At 41.3% G+C, this 14,812-nt stretch carries 18 protein-coding genes; 15 read left to right on the top strand and 3 right to left on the bottom strand.

The window, feature by feature from the left end; translation table 11 throughout:
* The first annotated feature begins 24 nt into the window (after nucleotides 1-24).
* The 4 genes from cls (at nucleotide 25) to F4694_RS32165 (ending at nucleotide 2,357) form a co-directional block, all read left to right on the top strand.
* Entirely contained in the window at nucleotides 25-1,524 is a 1,500-nt protein-coding gene (gene cls / locus F4694_RS13215; protein WP_179598564.1) for a cardiolipin synthase, read from the top strand.
* A gap of 236 nt (nucleotides 1,525-1,760) precedes the next feature.
* Nucleotides 1,761-1,883, top strand: a complete 123-nt coding sequence (locus tag F4694_RS32175) for a hypothetical protein (protein WP_257029231.1) — start codon at nucleotides 1,761-1,763, stop codon at nucleotides 1,881-1,883.
* A 114-nt stretch (nucleotides 1,884-1,997) separates the two neighbouring features.
* A complete protein-coding gene (locus F4694_RS32170; protein WP_257029230.1) occupies nucleotides 1,998-2,120 on the top strand; it encodes a hypothetical protein in 123 nt (40 codons plus the stop codon).
* A 114-nt stretch (nucleotides 2,121-2,234) separates the two neighbouring features.
* Nucleotides 2,235-2,357 carry a hypothetical protein gene (locus F4694_RS32165; protein WP_257029229.1) on the top strand — a complete coding sequence of 41 codons (123 nt, stop codon included), beginning with the start codon at nucleotides 2,235-2,237 and terminating at the stop codon, nucleotides 2,355-2,357.
* Between the two features lie 137 nt (nucleotides 2,358-2,494).
* On the opposite strand, the gene F4694_RS13210 is transcribed toward F4694_RS32165, so the two are convergent.
* Both F4694_RS13210 and F4694_RS13205 read right to left on the bottom strand, forming a co-directional pair.
* Nucleotides 2,495-2,746 (bottom strand): GlsB/YeaQ/YmgE family stress response membrane protein, encoded by a 252-nt coding sequence (locus F4694_RS13210; RefSeq protein WP_179598562.1) that lies wholly within the window; start codon nucleotides 2,744-2,746, stop codon nucleotides 2,495-2,497.
* Between the two features lie 67 nt (nucleotides 2,747-2,813).
* Complete coding sequence (locus F4694_RS13205; protein ID WP_179598559.1) at nucleotides 2,814-3,023, bottom strand: IDEAL domain-containing protein; 210 nt, start codon at nucleotides 3,021-3,023, stop codon at nucleotides 2,814-2,816.
* A 164-nt stretch (nucleotides 3,024-3,187) separates the two neighbouring features.
* On the opposite strand from F4694_RS13205, the gene F4694_RS13200 reads away from it, so the two are divergent.
* From F4694_RS13200 to F4694_RS13170, 7 genes are all read left to right on the top strand, one after another.
* The gene (locus tag F4694_RS13200) at nucleotides 3,188-3,514 is read left to right on the top strand and encodes a YflT domain-containing protein (RefSeq protein WP_179598557.1); all 327 of its coding nucleotides are present in this window, start codon (nucleotides 3,188-3,190) and stop codon (nucleotides 3,512-3,514) included.
* Between the two features lie 36 nt (nucleotides 3,515-3,550).
* Nucleotides 3,551-3,730: a hypothetical protein gene (locus F4694_RS13195; protein WP_179598555.1), complete on the top strand. Its 180-nt coding sequence runs from the start codon at nucleotides 3,551-3,553 to the stop codon at nucleotides 3,728-3,730.
* Nucleotides 3,731-3,941: 211 nt separating this feature from the next.
* On the top strand, nucleotides 3,942-4,199 hold the full coding sequence (locus F4694_RS13190) for a DUF1146 family protein (RefSeq protein ID WP_179598553.1): 258 nt from the start codon (nucleotides 3,942-3,944) through the stop codon (nucleotides 4,197-4,199).
* Between the two features lie 293 nt (nucleotides 4,200-4,492).
* On the top strand, nucleotides 4,493-5,239 hold the full coding sequence (locus tag F4694_RS13185) for a YwmB family TATA-box binding protein (RefSeq protein WP_257029228.1): 747 nt from the start codon (nucleotides 4,493-4,495) through the stop codon (nucleotides 5,237-5,239).
* 32 nt (nucleotides 5,240-5,271) lie between these two features.
* Nucleotides 5,272-6,582 (top strand): UDP-N-acetylglucosamine 1-carboxyvinyltransferase, encoded by a 1,311-nt coding sequence (gene murA / locus F4694_RS13180; protein ID WP_179598550.1) that lies wholly within the window; start codon nucleotides 5,272-5,274, stop codon nucleotides 6,580-6,582.
* A gap of 167 nt (nucleotides 6,583-6,749) precedes the next feature.
* The gene (spoIID, locus tag F4694_RS13175) at nucleotides 6,750-7,784 is read left to right on the top strand and encodes a stage II sporulation protein D (RefSeq protein ID WP_179598548.1); all 1,035 of its coding nucleotides are present in this window, start codon (nucleotides 6,750-6,752) and stop codon (nucleotides 7,782-7,784) included.
* Nucleotides 7,785-8,907: 1,123 nt separating this feature from the next.
* Complete coding sequence (locus tag F4694_RS13170) at nucleotides 8,908-9,876, top strand: nuclease-related domain-containing protein (protein ID WP_218895645.1); 969 nt, start codon at nucleotides 8,908-8,910, stop codon at nucleotides 9,874-9,876.
* 31 nt (nucleotides 9,877-9,907) lie between these two features.
* On the opposite strand, the gene F4694_RS13165 is transcribed toward F4694_RS13170, so the two are convergent.
* Nucleotides 9,908-10,324 (bottom strand): VanZ family protein, encoded by a 417-nt coding sequence (locus F4694_RS13165; RefSeq protein WP_257029227.1) that lies wholly within the window; start codon nucleotides 10,322-10,324, stop codon nucleotides 9,908-9,910.
* Nucleotides 10,325-10,444: 120 nt separating this feature from the next.
* Between F4694_RS13165 and F4694_RS13160 the strand changes: the two genes are divergently transcribed.
* The 4 genes from F4694_RS13160 to F4694_RS13145 all read left to right on the top strand — a co-directional run bounded on the left by F4694_RS13160 (nucleotide 10,445) and on the right by F4694_RS13145 (nucleotide 14,804).
* Nucleotides 10,445-11,347, top strand: a complete 903-nt coding sequence (locus F4694_RS13160) for a M23 family metallopeptidase (protein WP_179598544.1) — start codon at nucleotides 10,445-10,447, stop codon at nucleotides 11,345-11,347.
* A gap of 142 nt (nucleotides 11,348-11,489) precedes the next feature.
* Entirely contained in the window at nucleotides 11,490-13,490 is a 2,001-nt protein-coding gene (locus tag F4694_RS13155) for a penicillin-binding transpeptidase domain-containing protein (protein WP_179598543.1), read from the top strand.
* An 86-nt stretch (nucleotides 13,491-13,576) separates the two neighbouring features.
* Nucleotides 13,577-14,341, top strand: a complete 765-nt coding sequence (locus F4694_RS13150) for a hypothetical protein (RefSeq protein ID WP_179598541.1) — start codon at nucleotides 13,577-13,579, stop codon at nucleotides 14,339-14,341.
* Between the two features lie 16 nt (nucleotides 14,342-14,357).
* Entirely contained in the window at nucleotides 14,358-14,804 is a 447-nt protein-coding gene (locus F4694_RS13145) for a hypothetical protein (protein WP_179598539.1), read from the top strand.
* Nucleotides 14,805-14,812 lie beyond the last annotated feature (8 nt).

Below are 14,812 nucleotides of genomic sequence, written 5' to 3'. Positions count from 1 at the left end.
TAAAAAGACTGTGAGGGGAACTGGATGAAAATAAGAATCGAGATTTTCTTTGTCATAATTATGTTTTTCTTCTGCTGGATGGTTCTTTTTACAAGATTCCCTGTTTGGTGGAAAGCAATATGTATCAGTTTGTATGCAGGTATTGTTTTAAGCACGGTGGCGAGGTTATGGCTTCAAAATCGGCCTGTAGCGAAAACGCTGTTATGGACATGCCTGTTAATTTTTGTACCCGTATTAGGTTATTTTTTCTATATCTATACTGGCCAATTACTCTTTAAAGGGGCCCTTTTTAAAAGCAAGCGTGCAAGCGACCGTGAGCTGTTCGAGACACTCGGTAAAAACAAGCGGCCGGTTGAGGTGCCGGCCATGCTTAATGACCATCAACGAGGTTTTGTCAGCTATCTCGAACGGGTGACCCTAACAAATCAAAGCCAGAATACGAGGACCAAAATTTTAAAAAACGGCGAGGAAACCTTTGAAGAGGTGAAAAGGCGGTTGAAAGAAGCCAAGGACTTTATTCATTTAGAGTATTATATATTTCGTTATGACCGGCTGGGGCAGGAGCTGATGGAGATCTTGACCGAGAAAGTACAGGAAGGAGTGGAGGTCAGGCTTATTTACGACGCGTTCGGCAGTTTCGCACTTTCCGAACAGGATAAAAGGAAAATGGCCGACTCTGGGATTCAAATTCACCCTTTTCTGCCGCTGAAGTTCGGATGGTTTACGCAAAAGTTTAATTTCCGCAATCATCGAAAAATCATTGTCATTGATGGAAAAATTGGCTTTGTCGGCGGCTTGAATGTGGGAGTGGAGTATCTTGGTGAAGATGATAAGTTTGGGTTTTGGTGTGATACGCATGTTTTGCTGGAAGGAGAAGCAGTCCAGACATTACATGCCGTTTTTTCATTAGATTGGAAGTATGTCTGCGGAGATACGTTGTTTGAAGATCCACGTTACCTACAGCCCGCGCCAGTAGATGGGGATGGTCTCGTCCATGTAGTCGCTAGTGGACCGGAAACCAGGGACATGGGCGATCATTTTTATGCGATGATCACGAGCGCAACTGAATCGATTTGGATTGCAACACCGTACTTTATTCCGAATCGGGCAATTATGACAGCACTGCGGGTAGCGGCGAAAAAGGGCATTCAAGTACGGCTTATGGTGCCTGAGAGCAATGATGGTTTTCTAACCCAATATGCCACTCAATCTTACTTTCCTGAGCTTCTTCGTGCAGGAGTTGAACTCTACACCTACCAAAAAGGCTTCTTACATAAAAAAGTAATTATTGTTGATGGAGATATGGCCACGATTGGAACAGCGAATATGGATCTGCGCAGTTTTCACTTGAATTTTGAGGTTAATCTATTCTTATCAGGCTCAGGCAGCATCCGCGACCTTGTTACCCATTTTGAAGAAGACCTGAAAGAATGCAAGCGGATAAGGCCGGTTGCGTTTTACAAAAGAGGTTTCGGCGTAAAATGGAAGGAGTCCTTTGCCCGGCTGTTTTCGGGTTTGCTGTAATATGGTCCAGAGACACCTTAACGGGTGTCTTTTTAGGTAATTGTGGAGATAAACTTTTGTAAATTCGCTTACCTGCCAAAAGGTGGCCTTTACCTGCGGATTTCAGTTGATTACCTGCATAGATTTCATTTTATCTGCATATTGTCATTGTTTATCGTCCTAACAAATACAGCAAGCCTGCAAGTGGATGAAAAAGCCAGGCTGCGACCTGGATTAGGTATTTAATTTTCCTATATATGGATATTGGGGGCGGAATTAAGCTCGGAGGCTGGATGGAAGCGTGGATGTTCGTTTCCTTTTTGATCTTATCTGCCAAAATGCTTCTTCTATCTGCGGATTTTGCTCGCTTACCTGCTTAAAATCTTTTTTATCTGCATATTGTCATTGTTTATCGTCCAAACAAATACAGCAAGCCAGCTCGTCGCTGAAAAAGCCAGGCTGTGGCCTGGATTAGGTATTTAATTTTCCTATATATGGATATTTCGTACAAAAAAAGGCTGGGAGGCTGGATGGAAGCGTGGATGTTCGTTTCCTTTTTGATCTTATCTGCCAAAATGCTTCTTCTATCTGCGGATTTTGCTCGCGTACCTGCCTAAAATCTTTTTTATCTGCATATATCGATTGTTTATCGTCCTAACAAATTCAGCAAGCCAGCAAGTCCCTGAAAAATCCAGGCTGCGGCCTGGATTAGGTATTTAATTTTCCTAAATATGGATATTTCGCACGAAATTAAGCTCGGAGGCTGGATGGAAGCGTGGATGTTCGTTCCCTTTTTAATGTTACCTGCCAAAATGCTTCTTCTATCTGCGGATTTTGCTCGCTTACCTGCCTAAAATCTTTTTTATCTGCATATATCGATTGTTTATCGTCCTAACAAACTCAGCCCACCAATTTTTGATAATCCTCACTAGCTGATTCTAAACAGTAAAAAAGAAGACTGCAGCATTTGCAGTCTTCTCTTCATTTTCTATTATGCTTTTTTTCTGATCATTCGTAACACAACGCTCAGGATTAGTACAAAGACAATGGCACCGAGGAGGGCTGGTAAGATGTAAAATCCTCCAATGACAGGTCCCCATCCACCTAACATAGAACCAATCCAGGCCCCGATAAACCCTGCAATGATATTTCCAATCACACCGCCCGGAACATCACGCCCCAGAATCAAACCTGCTAACCAACCGATAATTCCTCCAATAAGTAATGACCAAATAAATCCCATGAAAATCTCTCCTTTCTATTTTTCATTGAGCTTGGTTGTTAAATACCCCTAATTTCAGCAGCTAAACTTAAAAATGGAAAAACTTATCACGATTTTGTTCGAGTTGTCCCTTTAATCTGTTTTGAGGGTTGCTCATAAGCGTTCCCAGATATCGCTGGCAAACCTTTAATTCGTAAGATAATTGAATAAATCCTTCCCGGTCTCTGTCATCCAGACACTGATCAATTTTTTGTTTTAACAAACTAATCTTTGTAATTAACTCTGCCTTTTTCCTCATCTTATTCCTCCCAAAATCCTTTTTAAATAACTAAAAGTTAAGTACCCTGATATCTCTTAATTCAAACTTTTTTAAAAAATTGGTTTGGTTGAGGAAAGATGCGGATATATAACGGGTACAAGCTGACACATCAGCTGGGATATCACGAATGAGGAGGAATAAATATGGAAAATGTAAAAATTGTAGAAAATGGACTCGAGGCTAAAAGGGAAATCGCTCATTTCATGATGGAGGGTTTTACAAAGGATCAAATTTATTTATTCGCACATGACGAAAATCGGTCTGAACATCTCACAGATGCACTGAACATAAGCGCTGTAGGTGTTGGGGAGCAGGGATTTTTTGAATCAATTACCAACATATTTCGTTCGCGAGGGGATGAACTTCGTAAAAAGTTAGAGTCACTAGGGTTATCTAAAGCAGCAGCGGAGCGGTGTGAAGAACAAATGGATGATGGAAAAGTCGTTGTTGTTGCAACTGCATTGGCTTAAATCTTGTAACTATAAAAATAATGAGGTGAGATAATCATGAAAAAATCGAATCAGTGTGTTGAGAAATTAAAAGGTATGCGGAAACGAGCCAGACATAAAAACAGCGACAGCCAGTCATTCATGCAATACTTTAAAAATCCAATCATTCATAAGGAGATCCAAGGGGACAGAGTTTACGTTCCGTTAAGAATCAGCAGGATTTGGAATGGAATTTAAACGTTTCATATACTTATTAACTGCCTAAACACTGATTGCACACACACAAGCAGTGTTTAGGCAGTTAATGCGTTAAAAATTTGCTATAATAAGAACGAAACTTTTAGGGACTTCATCCGTCAGTATGGTATGCACCAATTTATGCATAAAGGCGTTTTTTTGCATAAATGGTGACAGGCACCGAAGAAGGCACCGATCCTAAAGGAGGGGTTTGATGGAGAATTTTGGACAAGTTGCGTTGTTAAGTATTTTTTCGCATCTGGTGTTTATTGCGTTGGCGTGGTGGGCGCTGCAGTCGATTCGCTTAGATAAGCTGCTGAAACCGAATCATGTTTTCCAGGCGCGATTACTGTATATATTATTGGCAATTTTCATTGGATCTTCGGTTAGTAATTTTTTCCTAGACTATCTTTCATGGTCAAGACAGCTGCCATTAATTTTACAATACATACAACTGGTAAAAATTTAGGTCTTCGTACATGTATCTTTTTTAACAAAAATTGAGTACAATTCTCTTTGTGTGAAAAAAAGTGCAATCTTCAAGAAAAAGTTAACAACTTAGAAAATAGATGGATAAATAGTTAAGCAAATTAAAATGACTTCACGAGAGTAACGAAATGCAAAAACTTGAACCTATCTGACGCAGGAATTGAGTTTTTTAAAAAAATCTTCTGCTTCAAAAAGCTTGTCCAAAAGTGTCGACATTTCCCAAGTATGCTATCCCTCCCCTTGGTAACAATGGTAGTAAGGGGGAGAGTAGAGATGAAGAGAAAAACAAAGGTACTTTTTAGCATAAGTTTAATGATGATGGTTGGTTTGATAGCGGTGCTTGGCAGTCGGTTGGCGGCTGCGGGCAGTGAGCCGGATTTGGTAAAAATAGCTGACGCTTTTCAAACAGAAGATATTTTGCTCGAAGAATGGTCGTTTTATGCACGGGAGCATTTGGTTGACCTGACTACAGAGAAAGAAGTGCAGGAATATGTTAAGGAGCTTCAGCAAAAGTTTCCTGATTGGGATTGGTCTACAAATGAGACCAGCGACAAATGGGAAGTAACAGCAGTATCTCCAACTTCTACACACCACACAGAAATGCTTCAAATTATGGCCACCCACACAAAACAACCTGTTAATGCGTATATAGTATATAGGGTCAGCGGTAACGAGTGGAATAAGGAGATGGAGTCCTTTTTCACGAAGGATCAAGTCAAAAAAAGGCTTTCAGACATATTTCGAGAAAATCCAACAGTTTTCTCTGGTATGAAGGGCAGCATCAATGATAAGATGGATAAAGCTGTTCCGACAATCGCAAGTGATTTAATGGAAATTTTTAATGCAAAAGAAATCGAAGCGTTAAAAGAGGATAATTTCATGTCTGTATCGGCGAACTCGCCAATGTTTTCAGACTCCATAGCGCGGCACATGAATTTACAAATTGGGATACGCTCCGAAGGATTGGGCAAAAAGACTACCATTGTAGTTGGCACACCAATCATTACGATTGAATATTAATATAGAGAAAATGGACGCGGAGGGGAATACTCTTGGAAAAGATCATCGTCCGCGGCGGACAAAGGCTAAATGGAACCGTAAAAGTAGAAGGTGCAAAAAATGCGGTCCTGCCTGTACTCGCTGCCACATTATTAGCAAGTGACGGAAAAAGTGTAATTCGTGATGTACCTACACTCTCCGATGTATACACAATTAATGAAGTATTGCGCAACTTGAATGCAGAGGTTGCCTTTGACAATAATACAGTTGTCGTTGATGCATCTAGAGTGTTGAAAGAAGAAGCGCCGTTTGAATATGTTCGTAAAATGCGTGCATCTGTCCTCGTGATGGGTTCACTATTAGCGCGCAATGGCCGTGCACGTGTTGCACTGCCAGGCGGATGTGCGATTGGTTCTAGACCGATTGACCAGCATCTTAAAGGTTTTGAAGCAATGGGCGCAAAGGTTAAGGTTGGCAATGGATTTATCGAAGCAGAGGTTGACGGCCGCTTAAAGGGAGCAAAGATTTACTTGGATTTCCCAAGTGTCGGTGCAACCGAAAATATTATGATGGCGGCAACGTTAGCTAAGGGAACAACTATCATAGAGAACGTAGCAAAGGAACCTGAAATCGTGGACCTAGCGAACTTCTTGAATAAAATGGGGGCAAATGTCCGAGGCGCAGGCACGGGCACTCTTCGTATTGAAGGTGTGGATATACTGTTTGGTGCTGACCACAACATCATTCCTGACCGTATCGAAGCAGGAACCTTTATGGTTGCTAGTGCGATTACAGGCGGAAATGTATTGGTACAAGGTGCAGTTCCGGAACACCTTTCTTCTTTAATTGCAAAAATGGAAGAAATGGGCGTTACGATTATTGAAGAAGGTGATGGCGTCCGCGTCATCGGTCCTGAAAAACTTAAAGCTGTGGATATTAAAACAATGCCGCATCCTGGCTTCCCAACGGATATGCAATCACAAATGATGGCGCTCCTGCTTCGTGCAGAAGGCACATCGATGATTACAGAAACGGTTTTCGAAAACCGCTTCATGCATGTTGAGGAATTCCGCCGGATGAATGCCGATATTAAGATTGAAGGACGTTCTGTTATTCTAAACGGACCTTCTAACTTACAAGGTGCAGAAGTTACTTCAACCGATCTTCGTGCAGCAGCTGCTTTGATTTTAACTGGGTTAGTTTCTGAAGGTAATACACGCGTAACGGAATTAAAACATTTAGACCGTGGTTACGTAAACTTCCATGGAAAATTAGCTTCATTAGGCGCTGATATTGAACGCGTGAAGGAAGCAGAGGAAGTTTTTCCTGAAGTAAAAAGTTATATTACAGATTTAAATGCTTAAAATTATGAGCCGAAGAGAATACCTCTTCGGTTTTATTATATTTATATGTGTTTGTTAGAAAATTCAGTCATCTTTTTTTAGTCATAAATGCTTGTCCGCCTCCATATGATGGAATGAGAAAGCAGCCCAGGTTGGGGTGCGCAAATTTCATAATTGGAGGCTCCTACATGAAAAAATTCAAACCACTCATCCTACTAGCGTCATTCTTATTTGCCCTCACCCTGCTCATTCCGGCGATTCTAGTGTTGCCATTTGGAGATGGGAAGGTCAGCGGCAAATTAGGTGAAGACCTATCCGACAAAGCCCCAAATAACGAAACTGCAAACAATTCGACAGCAGACGCTGCAGTAGAAGTAGCAGTCTACCGCTCCACTAAAGGACAAATCGATAACGTTCCACTAGAAGACTATCTTGTTGGGGTGGTTGCAGCTGAAATGCCGGTTGAGTTCAAGGAGGAAGCCTTGAAGGCTCAAGCTCTGACAGCGAGGACTTATATCGTTAAAAAAATGCTCAGCAAAGACAATGTCGATGTTCCTGAAGGTGCACAGGTAACGGACACCCAGCTCCATCAGGTGTACCTTAGCGAAGCGGAAATGAGAACTAACTGGGGAATGGAATTTGAATCGAATTATGCCAAGATCCGTTCAGCTGTCCGCGCTACAAGCGGTCAAATCTTAACCTATGACGGTCAAGCGATCGACGCCTCCTTCTTCTCGACTAGTAATGGCTATACGGAAAACTCTGAGGATTACTGGAATAATGAAATGCCATACTTGCGCAGCGTATCAAGCCCATGGGACAAAAAATCTCCGAAATTCAATTCTGTTAAGGAAGTCACCGTCAAACAATTCGAAGCGGCACTTGGCGTCAAGGTGGGAGCAAGCGGGACAATCGGAAAAATTGTTGAGCGAACTGCCGGCAAACGGGTCGCGAAAGTCGATTTCAGCGGCAAGGTCCTGACCGGAAAAGAAATTCGTGAAAAATTGGATTTACGGTCATCCGATTTTGATTGGGAACGGAAAGGAAACAGCATTGTGATTACCACCCGCGGCTTCGGACACGGCGTCGGTATGAGCCAGTACGGTGCAAACGGCATGGCTGCGGATGGGAAGGACTATCAAGAGATCGTGAAGCACTACTACCAGGGAGTTGAAGTGACCTCGGCGGATAGCATGCTGGCGACGATTACGGCGCAGAAATAAGTTTGTGGAGAAGTCAGGCCTTGGGGCTGGCTTTTTTGTTTGGGTGGGCGGGTAGGCAGGCACATAAAGTGGTTGTTATGGCACGTATATTTAGGAAACGGCACATAAACTAAAAACTTGGCACGTAAATTCCAGAATCGGCACGAAAGCGGGATTTTCCTATAAAAGGTCATTTATTTTTAGACCTAGGTCAATGGAGAAGGTAAAGAAATCGCCTCGAACTTGTTTATAATCCAGTTACAATGACTTGAGCCCGGCATTGGCCAGGCTTTTTGTTGAGTTTGGCACGTAAAACAGGATTTTGGCACGTAAAATTAGAAAACGGCACATAAACTAAAAACTTGGCACGTAAATTCCAGAATCGGCACGAAAGCGGGATTTTCCTATAAAAGGTCATTTATTTTTAGACCTAGGTCAATGGAGAAGGTAAAGAAATCGCCTCGAACTTGTTTATAATCCAATTACAATGACTTGAGCCCGGCATTGGCCAGGCTTTTTGTTGAGTTTGGCACGTAAAACAGGATTTTGGCACGTAAAATTAGAAAACGGCACATAAACTAAAAACTTGGCACGTAAATTCCAGAATCGGCACGAAAGCGGATTTTCTTAAAAAAGGTCATTTATTTCAAACCTAGGTCAATGGACAAGGTAAAGAAATCGCCTCGAACTTGTTTATAATCCAATTACAATGACCTGAGCCCGGCATTCGACAGGCTTTTTGTTGAGTTTGGCACGTAAAACAGGATTTTGGCACGTGAATTTAGGAAACGGCACATAAACAAAAAATTTGGCACGTAACTTCCAGAATCGGCACGAATCCGGGATTTTCCTAAAAAAGGTCATTTATTTTTAAACCTAGGTCAATGGACAAGGTAAAGAAATCGCCTCGAACTTGTTTATAATCCAATTACAATGACTTGAGCCCGGCATTGGCCAGGCTTTTTAGTGAGTTTGGCACGTAAAACAGAATTTTGGCACGTAAAATTAGGAAACGGCATATAAACAAAAAATTTGGCATGTAACTCCAAAAAAGGCACGTATCCAACCAATGCTCATAAATCTGACACAAGTTTAAGCAGGATTCATTGCTAGATTAGCTGAATTAGTTAGAAAACAGAAAGGAATGATGCAATTGATCATGAAAGATTGCAAGCCAACATTAAGAATGGAAAAGTTTGAGGCGCTTTTAAGGAGTGTAGTGGATAATCATTGGAAAAGGTACGAAATTTTAACTCAATATAACAACTGGCTGTTAGGTTTTCGAGGGGAAGAGTCGGTTATGTTCTACTTGGACCTGGTTTCAAATGAAGATTATAGGATTTATCATGATATCCGTCTTCCATTAGGAAAATATTTTTTCCAAATTGATATTCTTGTTATATGTCCCCGTTTCATACTCGTAATAGAAGTTAAAAACAGATCAAAAGATTGGCATTTTGCCAAGCTGCTCAATCAGGTAACCATCGATGGTAAACGGACTAAAAATCCTATCCTCCAAGCAAAAGTGCAATCGATAAAGCTAAAACGCTGGTTGGCAGAACACCATTTTACCGATATTCCAATCCTTTATCTTTTTGTAAATAGTAATGAAAAATCCAAAATACATATCGATTATGACCATAAATACAGTAGAAGTGTTTGTAACAGCGAGCAATTGATTGAGAAAATCGAGCAAATTGAAAAACAATATAGAAGCGAAATCGTAGAGGAAAAGGAATTAAGAAAAATGAATCGACTTCTATTAGCAAAAAATACCCCAGATAACCCTGACCTTTTGCAACACTTCAAGCTGACCTCCGAAGACTTAAAAACAGGTGTCCATTGCCACGATACAAAATGTAGCTCTGCTGTGATGAGATATCATGCAGGAACATGGGCCTGCCCCGTATGCAAAATGAAATCCAAAACGGCCCACCACCAAAAAATTTACGATTATTTCCTTCTCATTAAACCTTCTATTACGAACGCAGAGGCACGCAAACTACTCCAAATCAAATCCCGAAAAATAATTCATAAATTGATTACGGCCATGAATCTACCATGTACAGGGAAGTTCAAAGGCCGAGTTTACCACCAACCGACAACAAAATAAAAAACCACCACGAACCCCGCAGTGGCTACAATTACAATTTCCTCACGAACCCAAGCACCTTCCCTAACCTCATAAACCGGCCTTTGAACAGCGCACCGCGAATAAAATAGAAACACACTAGGATCCCTGTGACGTCTTTTACGAGGTCAAACCAGGACGCCGAGCGGTAGGCGTAGAAGGATTGGTGGATCTCGTCTGTAAGTCCGTAAAGACCCGCTATCACGGCACAGAGCACGTTTAAACGCGCGCTAAACTTACCTTCGCGGGTAAGGAAGGCCAAAACTAGCAATACATATAAAATCGCGAACTCTATTAAATGCAGGGATTCTTTTATAAAATGGTCAATCTCTGAATCCGGAAGTTCGACGAAGTGATTGGATGGCAGGCTCGACATAATCCAAATTGCGGCCATATAGGCAATGGGAAGCAGTCGTAAAACGTATTTCAAAAAAATTTCCTCCTTTATGCATAAAAAAATAGGGTTATTCAAAAAATAAGCAGAAAAAATTTTTTCACTAGTGTATATAATTCTACTTATCTGTTCAGAATGATTGCTGAGGTGATGAAAATGAGAGAGGAAGAAAACAAACGATCTTCTCAAAGTTCCAGTGTTACACGCTTTTTCAAGAAGCGTTGGGTATTTCCAGCCATTTATATTGCAAGTGCAGCAATCATTCTGACAGGAGTTCTTTGGTATCAAAGCAGCGACAACGCAACAGACAAGTACGGCTACGAGTCTTCAGACCTAACTGGTAAGAAAAATGACGCTCCGGCACTTGAAGTAAATTCAGCTTTAGAGAACTTAAAAATGCCTGTGAAAGATCCTATGACTGCAGTAGTCAAAATGGAATTCTATGATTTCAACGCAAGTGAAGAAAAGCAGGAAGCAGCATTAGTATTTTACAACAATACGTATGTTCCGCATACTGGTGTTGACTTCACATCTAAAGATGGCGAAACATTCGAAGTCGTATCTGCCCTAAGTGGTACCGTTACGAGAGTGGAAGAAGACGCTACCCTAGGTAATGTCATTGAAATCGAACACGATAAAGGTATTGTAACACAATATCAATCGGTTAAAGATGTGAAGGTTGAGGTTGGCGACAAAGTTAAACAATCACAAGTGATTGCCATGGCTGGACAAAGCTTGTTTGATGAAGAATCTGGAACGCATGTACATTTTGAAATCCGTAAAGATGGTGTAGCAGTGAATCCTACTAAGTTTTTCAATAAACCAGTAAGTGATTTACATGACGCAAATACAACGGAACAAAAATCAGTAGATAACGCAAAGCAACAAATGATAGAAGAACCAACTGGTGAAGAAGAAGCTCCGGCAAAAGAAGAAACTCCTTCTAAAGAAGAAGCTCCATCTAAAAAGGAAGCTCCATCAAAGGATGAAACTCCTTCAGATGAAGGAACACCGTCCGATGACAATTCTTCTGAGTCTACAGAAAAAACAAACTCTTAATCGTAACAAAGGGGAAAGGGGAATCTACCTTCCTCTTTTTTTTTTGTCTTAAAAAATCAACCTCAGGATCTTAACTACAATCCTAACTAAAAACAACCTTTACCTAAATATGTTAAAATGGGTATCAAAGGGGGGAGTTTTTTTGAAAAAAATCATTAGGCTGCTGTTCATGGCCGCACTATTTGTAATGGTGGCAGCTGGCTGCAGCAAGGAGCCGACGCCTCAGGATCGATTTGACGCCTACATAAAGCTTTGGAATGAACAAAAGTTTGATAAGATGTATGATTACCTCACAGAGGGTTCCAAAGAGGTCATTTCGAAGGAAGACTTTACGAACCGCTATCAAAAAATCTACGATGACCTGCAAATTAAAGACCTCAAGATAAACTTCGATAAACCGGGCGAAGAAGAAGAGCTGGCAAAGGATGAAGACACTGTCAATTATGATTTTTCCGCATCGATGAACAGTATTGCCGGCGAGATCCAATTTACACACAAAGCTAAGATGAAAAAAGAAGAACGAGACAAAGAGAACAATTGGTATGTCGATTGGAACACGACCTATATCTTCCCACAATTGAAGGATGGGGACAAGATTGGTATTAGTAATACAACGCCAACACGCGGGCAAATTTTTGACCGTGCTGGCAATGGATTGGCTGTGAATGGACAGGTATATGAAGTCGGAGTAGTCCCAGGTAAGCTTGAGGGACAGAAGGAGCCTGTTATTCAGCAGCTTTCCAGCCTGTTAAAAATGACACCAGAGCAAATCGAGAAGGCTATTACCGCCAGCTGGGTGAAGCCGGATTTGTTTGTGCCGTTAAAGAAGGTATCGATGGACGATACGGAGCGTATCGCTCAATTAGTCGCCTTAGAACCGGTGCAAACGAAAAAGGTAGGAGCGCGCATTTATCCATATAAGGAAGCCGCGGCACATTTGATTGGCTATGTTGGCTCGATTACCGCGGAAGAGCTCGAAAAGCTTAAGGATAAGGGTTATACAAGCAAAGATTTCATTGGAAAAAGAGGGCTTGAGGAAGTTTTTGACGAACAGCTGAAAGGGAAAAGCGGCGTTAAAATTACCATTAAGAAACCTGATGGCAGCACGGAAACACTTGCTGAAAAGGCAGTTGAAAATGGTCAGGATATAAAGCTTACCATTGATATCGATTTGCAGAGAAACCTTTATGCAGAGCTTGTTGGTGAGGCAGGCGCAGGAGCGGCGATAGACCCTGTAACTGGTGAGACGCTGGCACTTGTTAGCTCGCCATCATTTGACCCAAATCAAGCCACCCTAGGCTTCTCAAGTGACGAGTGGAAACAGCTTCAGGAAAATCCGCAAAAGCCGATGACAACCAGGTTTAATAAGGCATATGCACCGGGTTCTGTGTTTAAGCCGCTTACTGCGTCTATCGGGCTAAAGAATAACATTATTACCCCAGAGCAAACGATGGATATTAAGGGATTAAAATGGCAAAAGGGTGCTTCATGGGGCAATTATTATGTAACGAGAGTTCACGAAGCTAACCCAGTTAATCTAGAAAAAGCTATGGTGTTCTCAGATAATATTTATTTTGCACAGACGGCATTAGGAATTGGCAAAGACACACTCACTGCTGGGTTGAAGGAATTCGACTTTGAAGAAGAGTCAGATTATCCGTTCCCGCTTGAAACATCAACCATTGGTAATTTAGATAAAGAAATTGCCTTAGCAGACTCCGGCTACGGTCAGGGACAAATTCAAATGAGCATCGTTCATTTACTACAGACCTATACTCCATTTGTGAACGGTGGCAATATGATTAAACCAAGTCTGATCCTAGACACTGAAAAAAGTGAAAAACAAGTCATCACACCTGAGATTGCTGCAACAGTTTCATCGCAGTTAAGAAAGGTCGTCGGTGACTCAGGAGGTACGGCGCATTCGGCAGAAATGGCAGACTACCCGCTCGCAGGTAAAACCGGAACCGCTGAAATTAAACAAAAGCAAGGTGAAAAAGGGACGGAGAACGGCTGGTTCATAGCCTACAACACCAATTCACCAAGTTTGATGGTCGCGATGATGGTCGAAAACGTTCTAGATCGCGGTGGTTCGCAGATTCCTGTGAAAAAGGTGAAAAATGTTTATATGAAACATAAGTAACAGAAACCAGTCATTGGTTTCTGTTTTTTTAGGATATTTAGGTCAAATAAAAGCAAAAATAACAATTAAAAGACAGGAGAACCAAATTGAGCCAATATCCTCAAGTCCGAAGACAAAGGGCGCACTTATCCCAATTTACAACGACAGTACTTTATCCAAAGAACCCGTGGGTGGTAGCATTTTTTTCATTTTCTTACCCTGGCTTTGGTCATTTATTGCTTCATCGTTATATTGCTGGATTTATCCTCATCCTCTGGGAAACCTTTATTAATCAAAGTGCCAAAGTAAATCTTGGAATATTTTATACCTTAACAGGTGATTTTTCGAAAGCGATGGATGTAATAGACGAACAATGGCTGATGCTTTATGTGGCAATCTATATGTTTGGAATTTGGGACGGTTACCGACAGACAGTTGACATGAATAAGCAATACATTTTAGCAAATCGGGAGGATGCGCCTTTGAAGCCGATCGCTATGGGTGCATGGGATATAAATTTTTTGGATAAACGAAAACCGTGGGTAGCGGTTCTATGGTCGGTGTTGTTCCCAGGTCTGGGACATTTATATATACATAAAGTTATTGTCGGATTTTTTATCTTTGCTTACACAGTGGCACTCATGTATTTTGGACATTTGCCACAGGCCATTCACCTGACCATGCTCGGAGAATTTGATGTAGCAAAACAAATTTTACACATGCAGTGGGCCATGTATTTGCCTTCCATCTATTTTTTTATCCATTATGACGCTTACTGCGGAGCTATTGAATACAATGTTCTATTTGAGAAAGAGATGAAAAGATTTTTACGAGAAAATTACCAAAAGAAAGAGTTCAAATTTCCTTTTTAAGAAGTGGGTTGAGTGGATGTTTGTTATTGCTACATTTGAGAATTCCATTTATATTGAGCTAGCGATTACGGCACTCGAGCAGCAGGGAATCTCAAAGGAATTGATCTTAGCCGCCCCGCTTGATAAGCGGAAGGAACCAAGAAACCTGTTTGATAGTATTCATAAATCAGATGGATTTAGTTTATTTGACGGTCCGTCCATTTTAGGAACCTGTTTAATGTTGCTTGGAGCCATATATGGCTATGAACTGAAATGGGGACCGATTCTTTGGGGAATCATTGGAGCTGTTTCAGGACTGCTTTTGGGGTTTTTAATAAAAATGCTGATGCTCAAAAAAAGTAAACGGGGCAGCAAAAATATCACGTCAGAAATTGTCCTTATGGTACGGTGTGAGGACCACAAATGGGAAATGGTTGAAAAAATATTATGGGACCATCTGGCTCTAGGTCTTACAAAGATATAAAGGAGGGT

It is taken from the genome of Neobacillus driksii, assembly GCF_013409995.1.
GTDB lineage: Bacteria > Bacillota > Bacilli > Bacillales > Cytobacillaceae > Neobacillus > Neobacillus driksii.
This window is presented reverse-complemented; position numbering and strand designations above follow the sequence as displayed.

Excerpts from the sequence above, each read along its gene's own strand:
- F4694_RS13185 (WP_257029228.1), top strand. The coding sequence starts at position 4,493 with ATGAAGAGAAAAACAAAGGTACTTTTTAGCATAAGTTTAATGATGATG.
- F4694_RS13170 (WP_218895645.1), top strand. The coding sequence starts at position 8,908 with ATGATGCAATTGATCATGAAAGATTGCAAGCCAACATTAAGAATGGAA.
- F4694_RS13200 (WP_179598557.1), top strand. The coding sequence starts at position 3,188 with ATGGAAAATGTAAAAATTGTAGAAAATGGACTCGAGGCTAAAAGGGAA.
- F4694_RS32165 (WP_257029229.1), top strand. The coding sequence starts at position 2,235 with ATGGATATTTCGCACGAAATTAAGCTCGGAGGCTGGATGGAAGCGTGG.
- F4694_RS13160 (WP_179598544.1), top strand. The coding sequence starts at position 10,445 with ATGAGAGAGGAAGAAAACAAACGATCTTCTCAAAGTTCCAGTGTTACA.
- F4694_RS13210 (WP_179598562.1), bottom strand. The coding sequence starts at position 2,746 with ATGGGATTTATTTGGTCATTACTTATTGGAGGAATTATCGGTTGGTTA.
- cls (WP_179598564.1), top strand. The coding sequence starts at position 25 with ATGAAAATAAGAATCGAGATTTTCTTTGTCATAATTATGTTTTTCTTC.
- F4694_RS13205 (WP_179598559.1), bottom strand. The coding sequence starts at position 3,023 with ATGAGGAAAAAGGCAGAGTTAATTACAAAGATTAGTTTGTTAAAACAA.
- spoIID (WP_179598548.1), top strand. The coding sequence starts at position 6,750 with ATGAAAAAATTCAAACCACTCATCCTACTAGCGTCATTCTTATTTGCC.
- F4694_RS13145 (WP_179598539.1), top strand. The coding sequence starts at position 14,358 with ATGTTTGTTATTGCTACATTTGAGAATTCCATTTATATTGAGCTAGCG.
- F4694_RS32175 (WP_257029231.1), top strand. The coding sequence starts at position 1,761 with ATGGATATTGGGGGCGGAATTAAGCTCGGAGGCTGGATGGAAGCGTGG.
- F4694_RS13195 (WP_179598555.1), top strand. The coding sequence starts at position 3,551 with ATGAAAAAATCGAATCAGTGTGTTGAGAAATTAAAAGGTATGCGGAAA.
- F4694_RS32170 (WP_257029230.1), top strand. The coding sequence starts at position 1,998 with ATGGATATTTCGTACAAAAAAAGGCTGGGAGGCTGGATGGAAGCGTGG.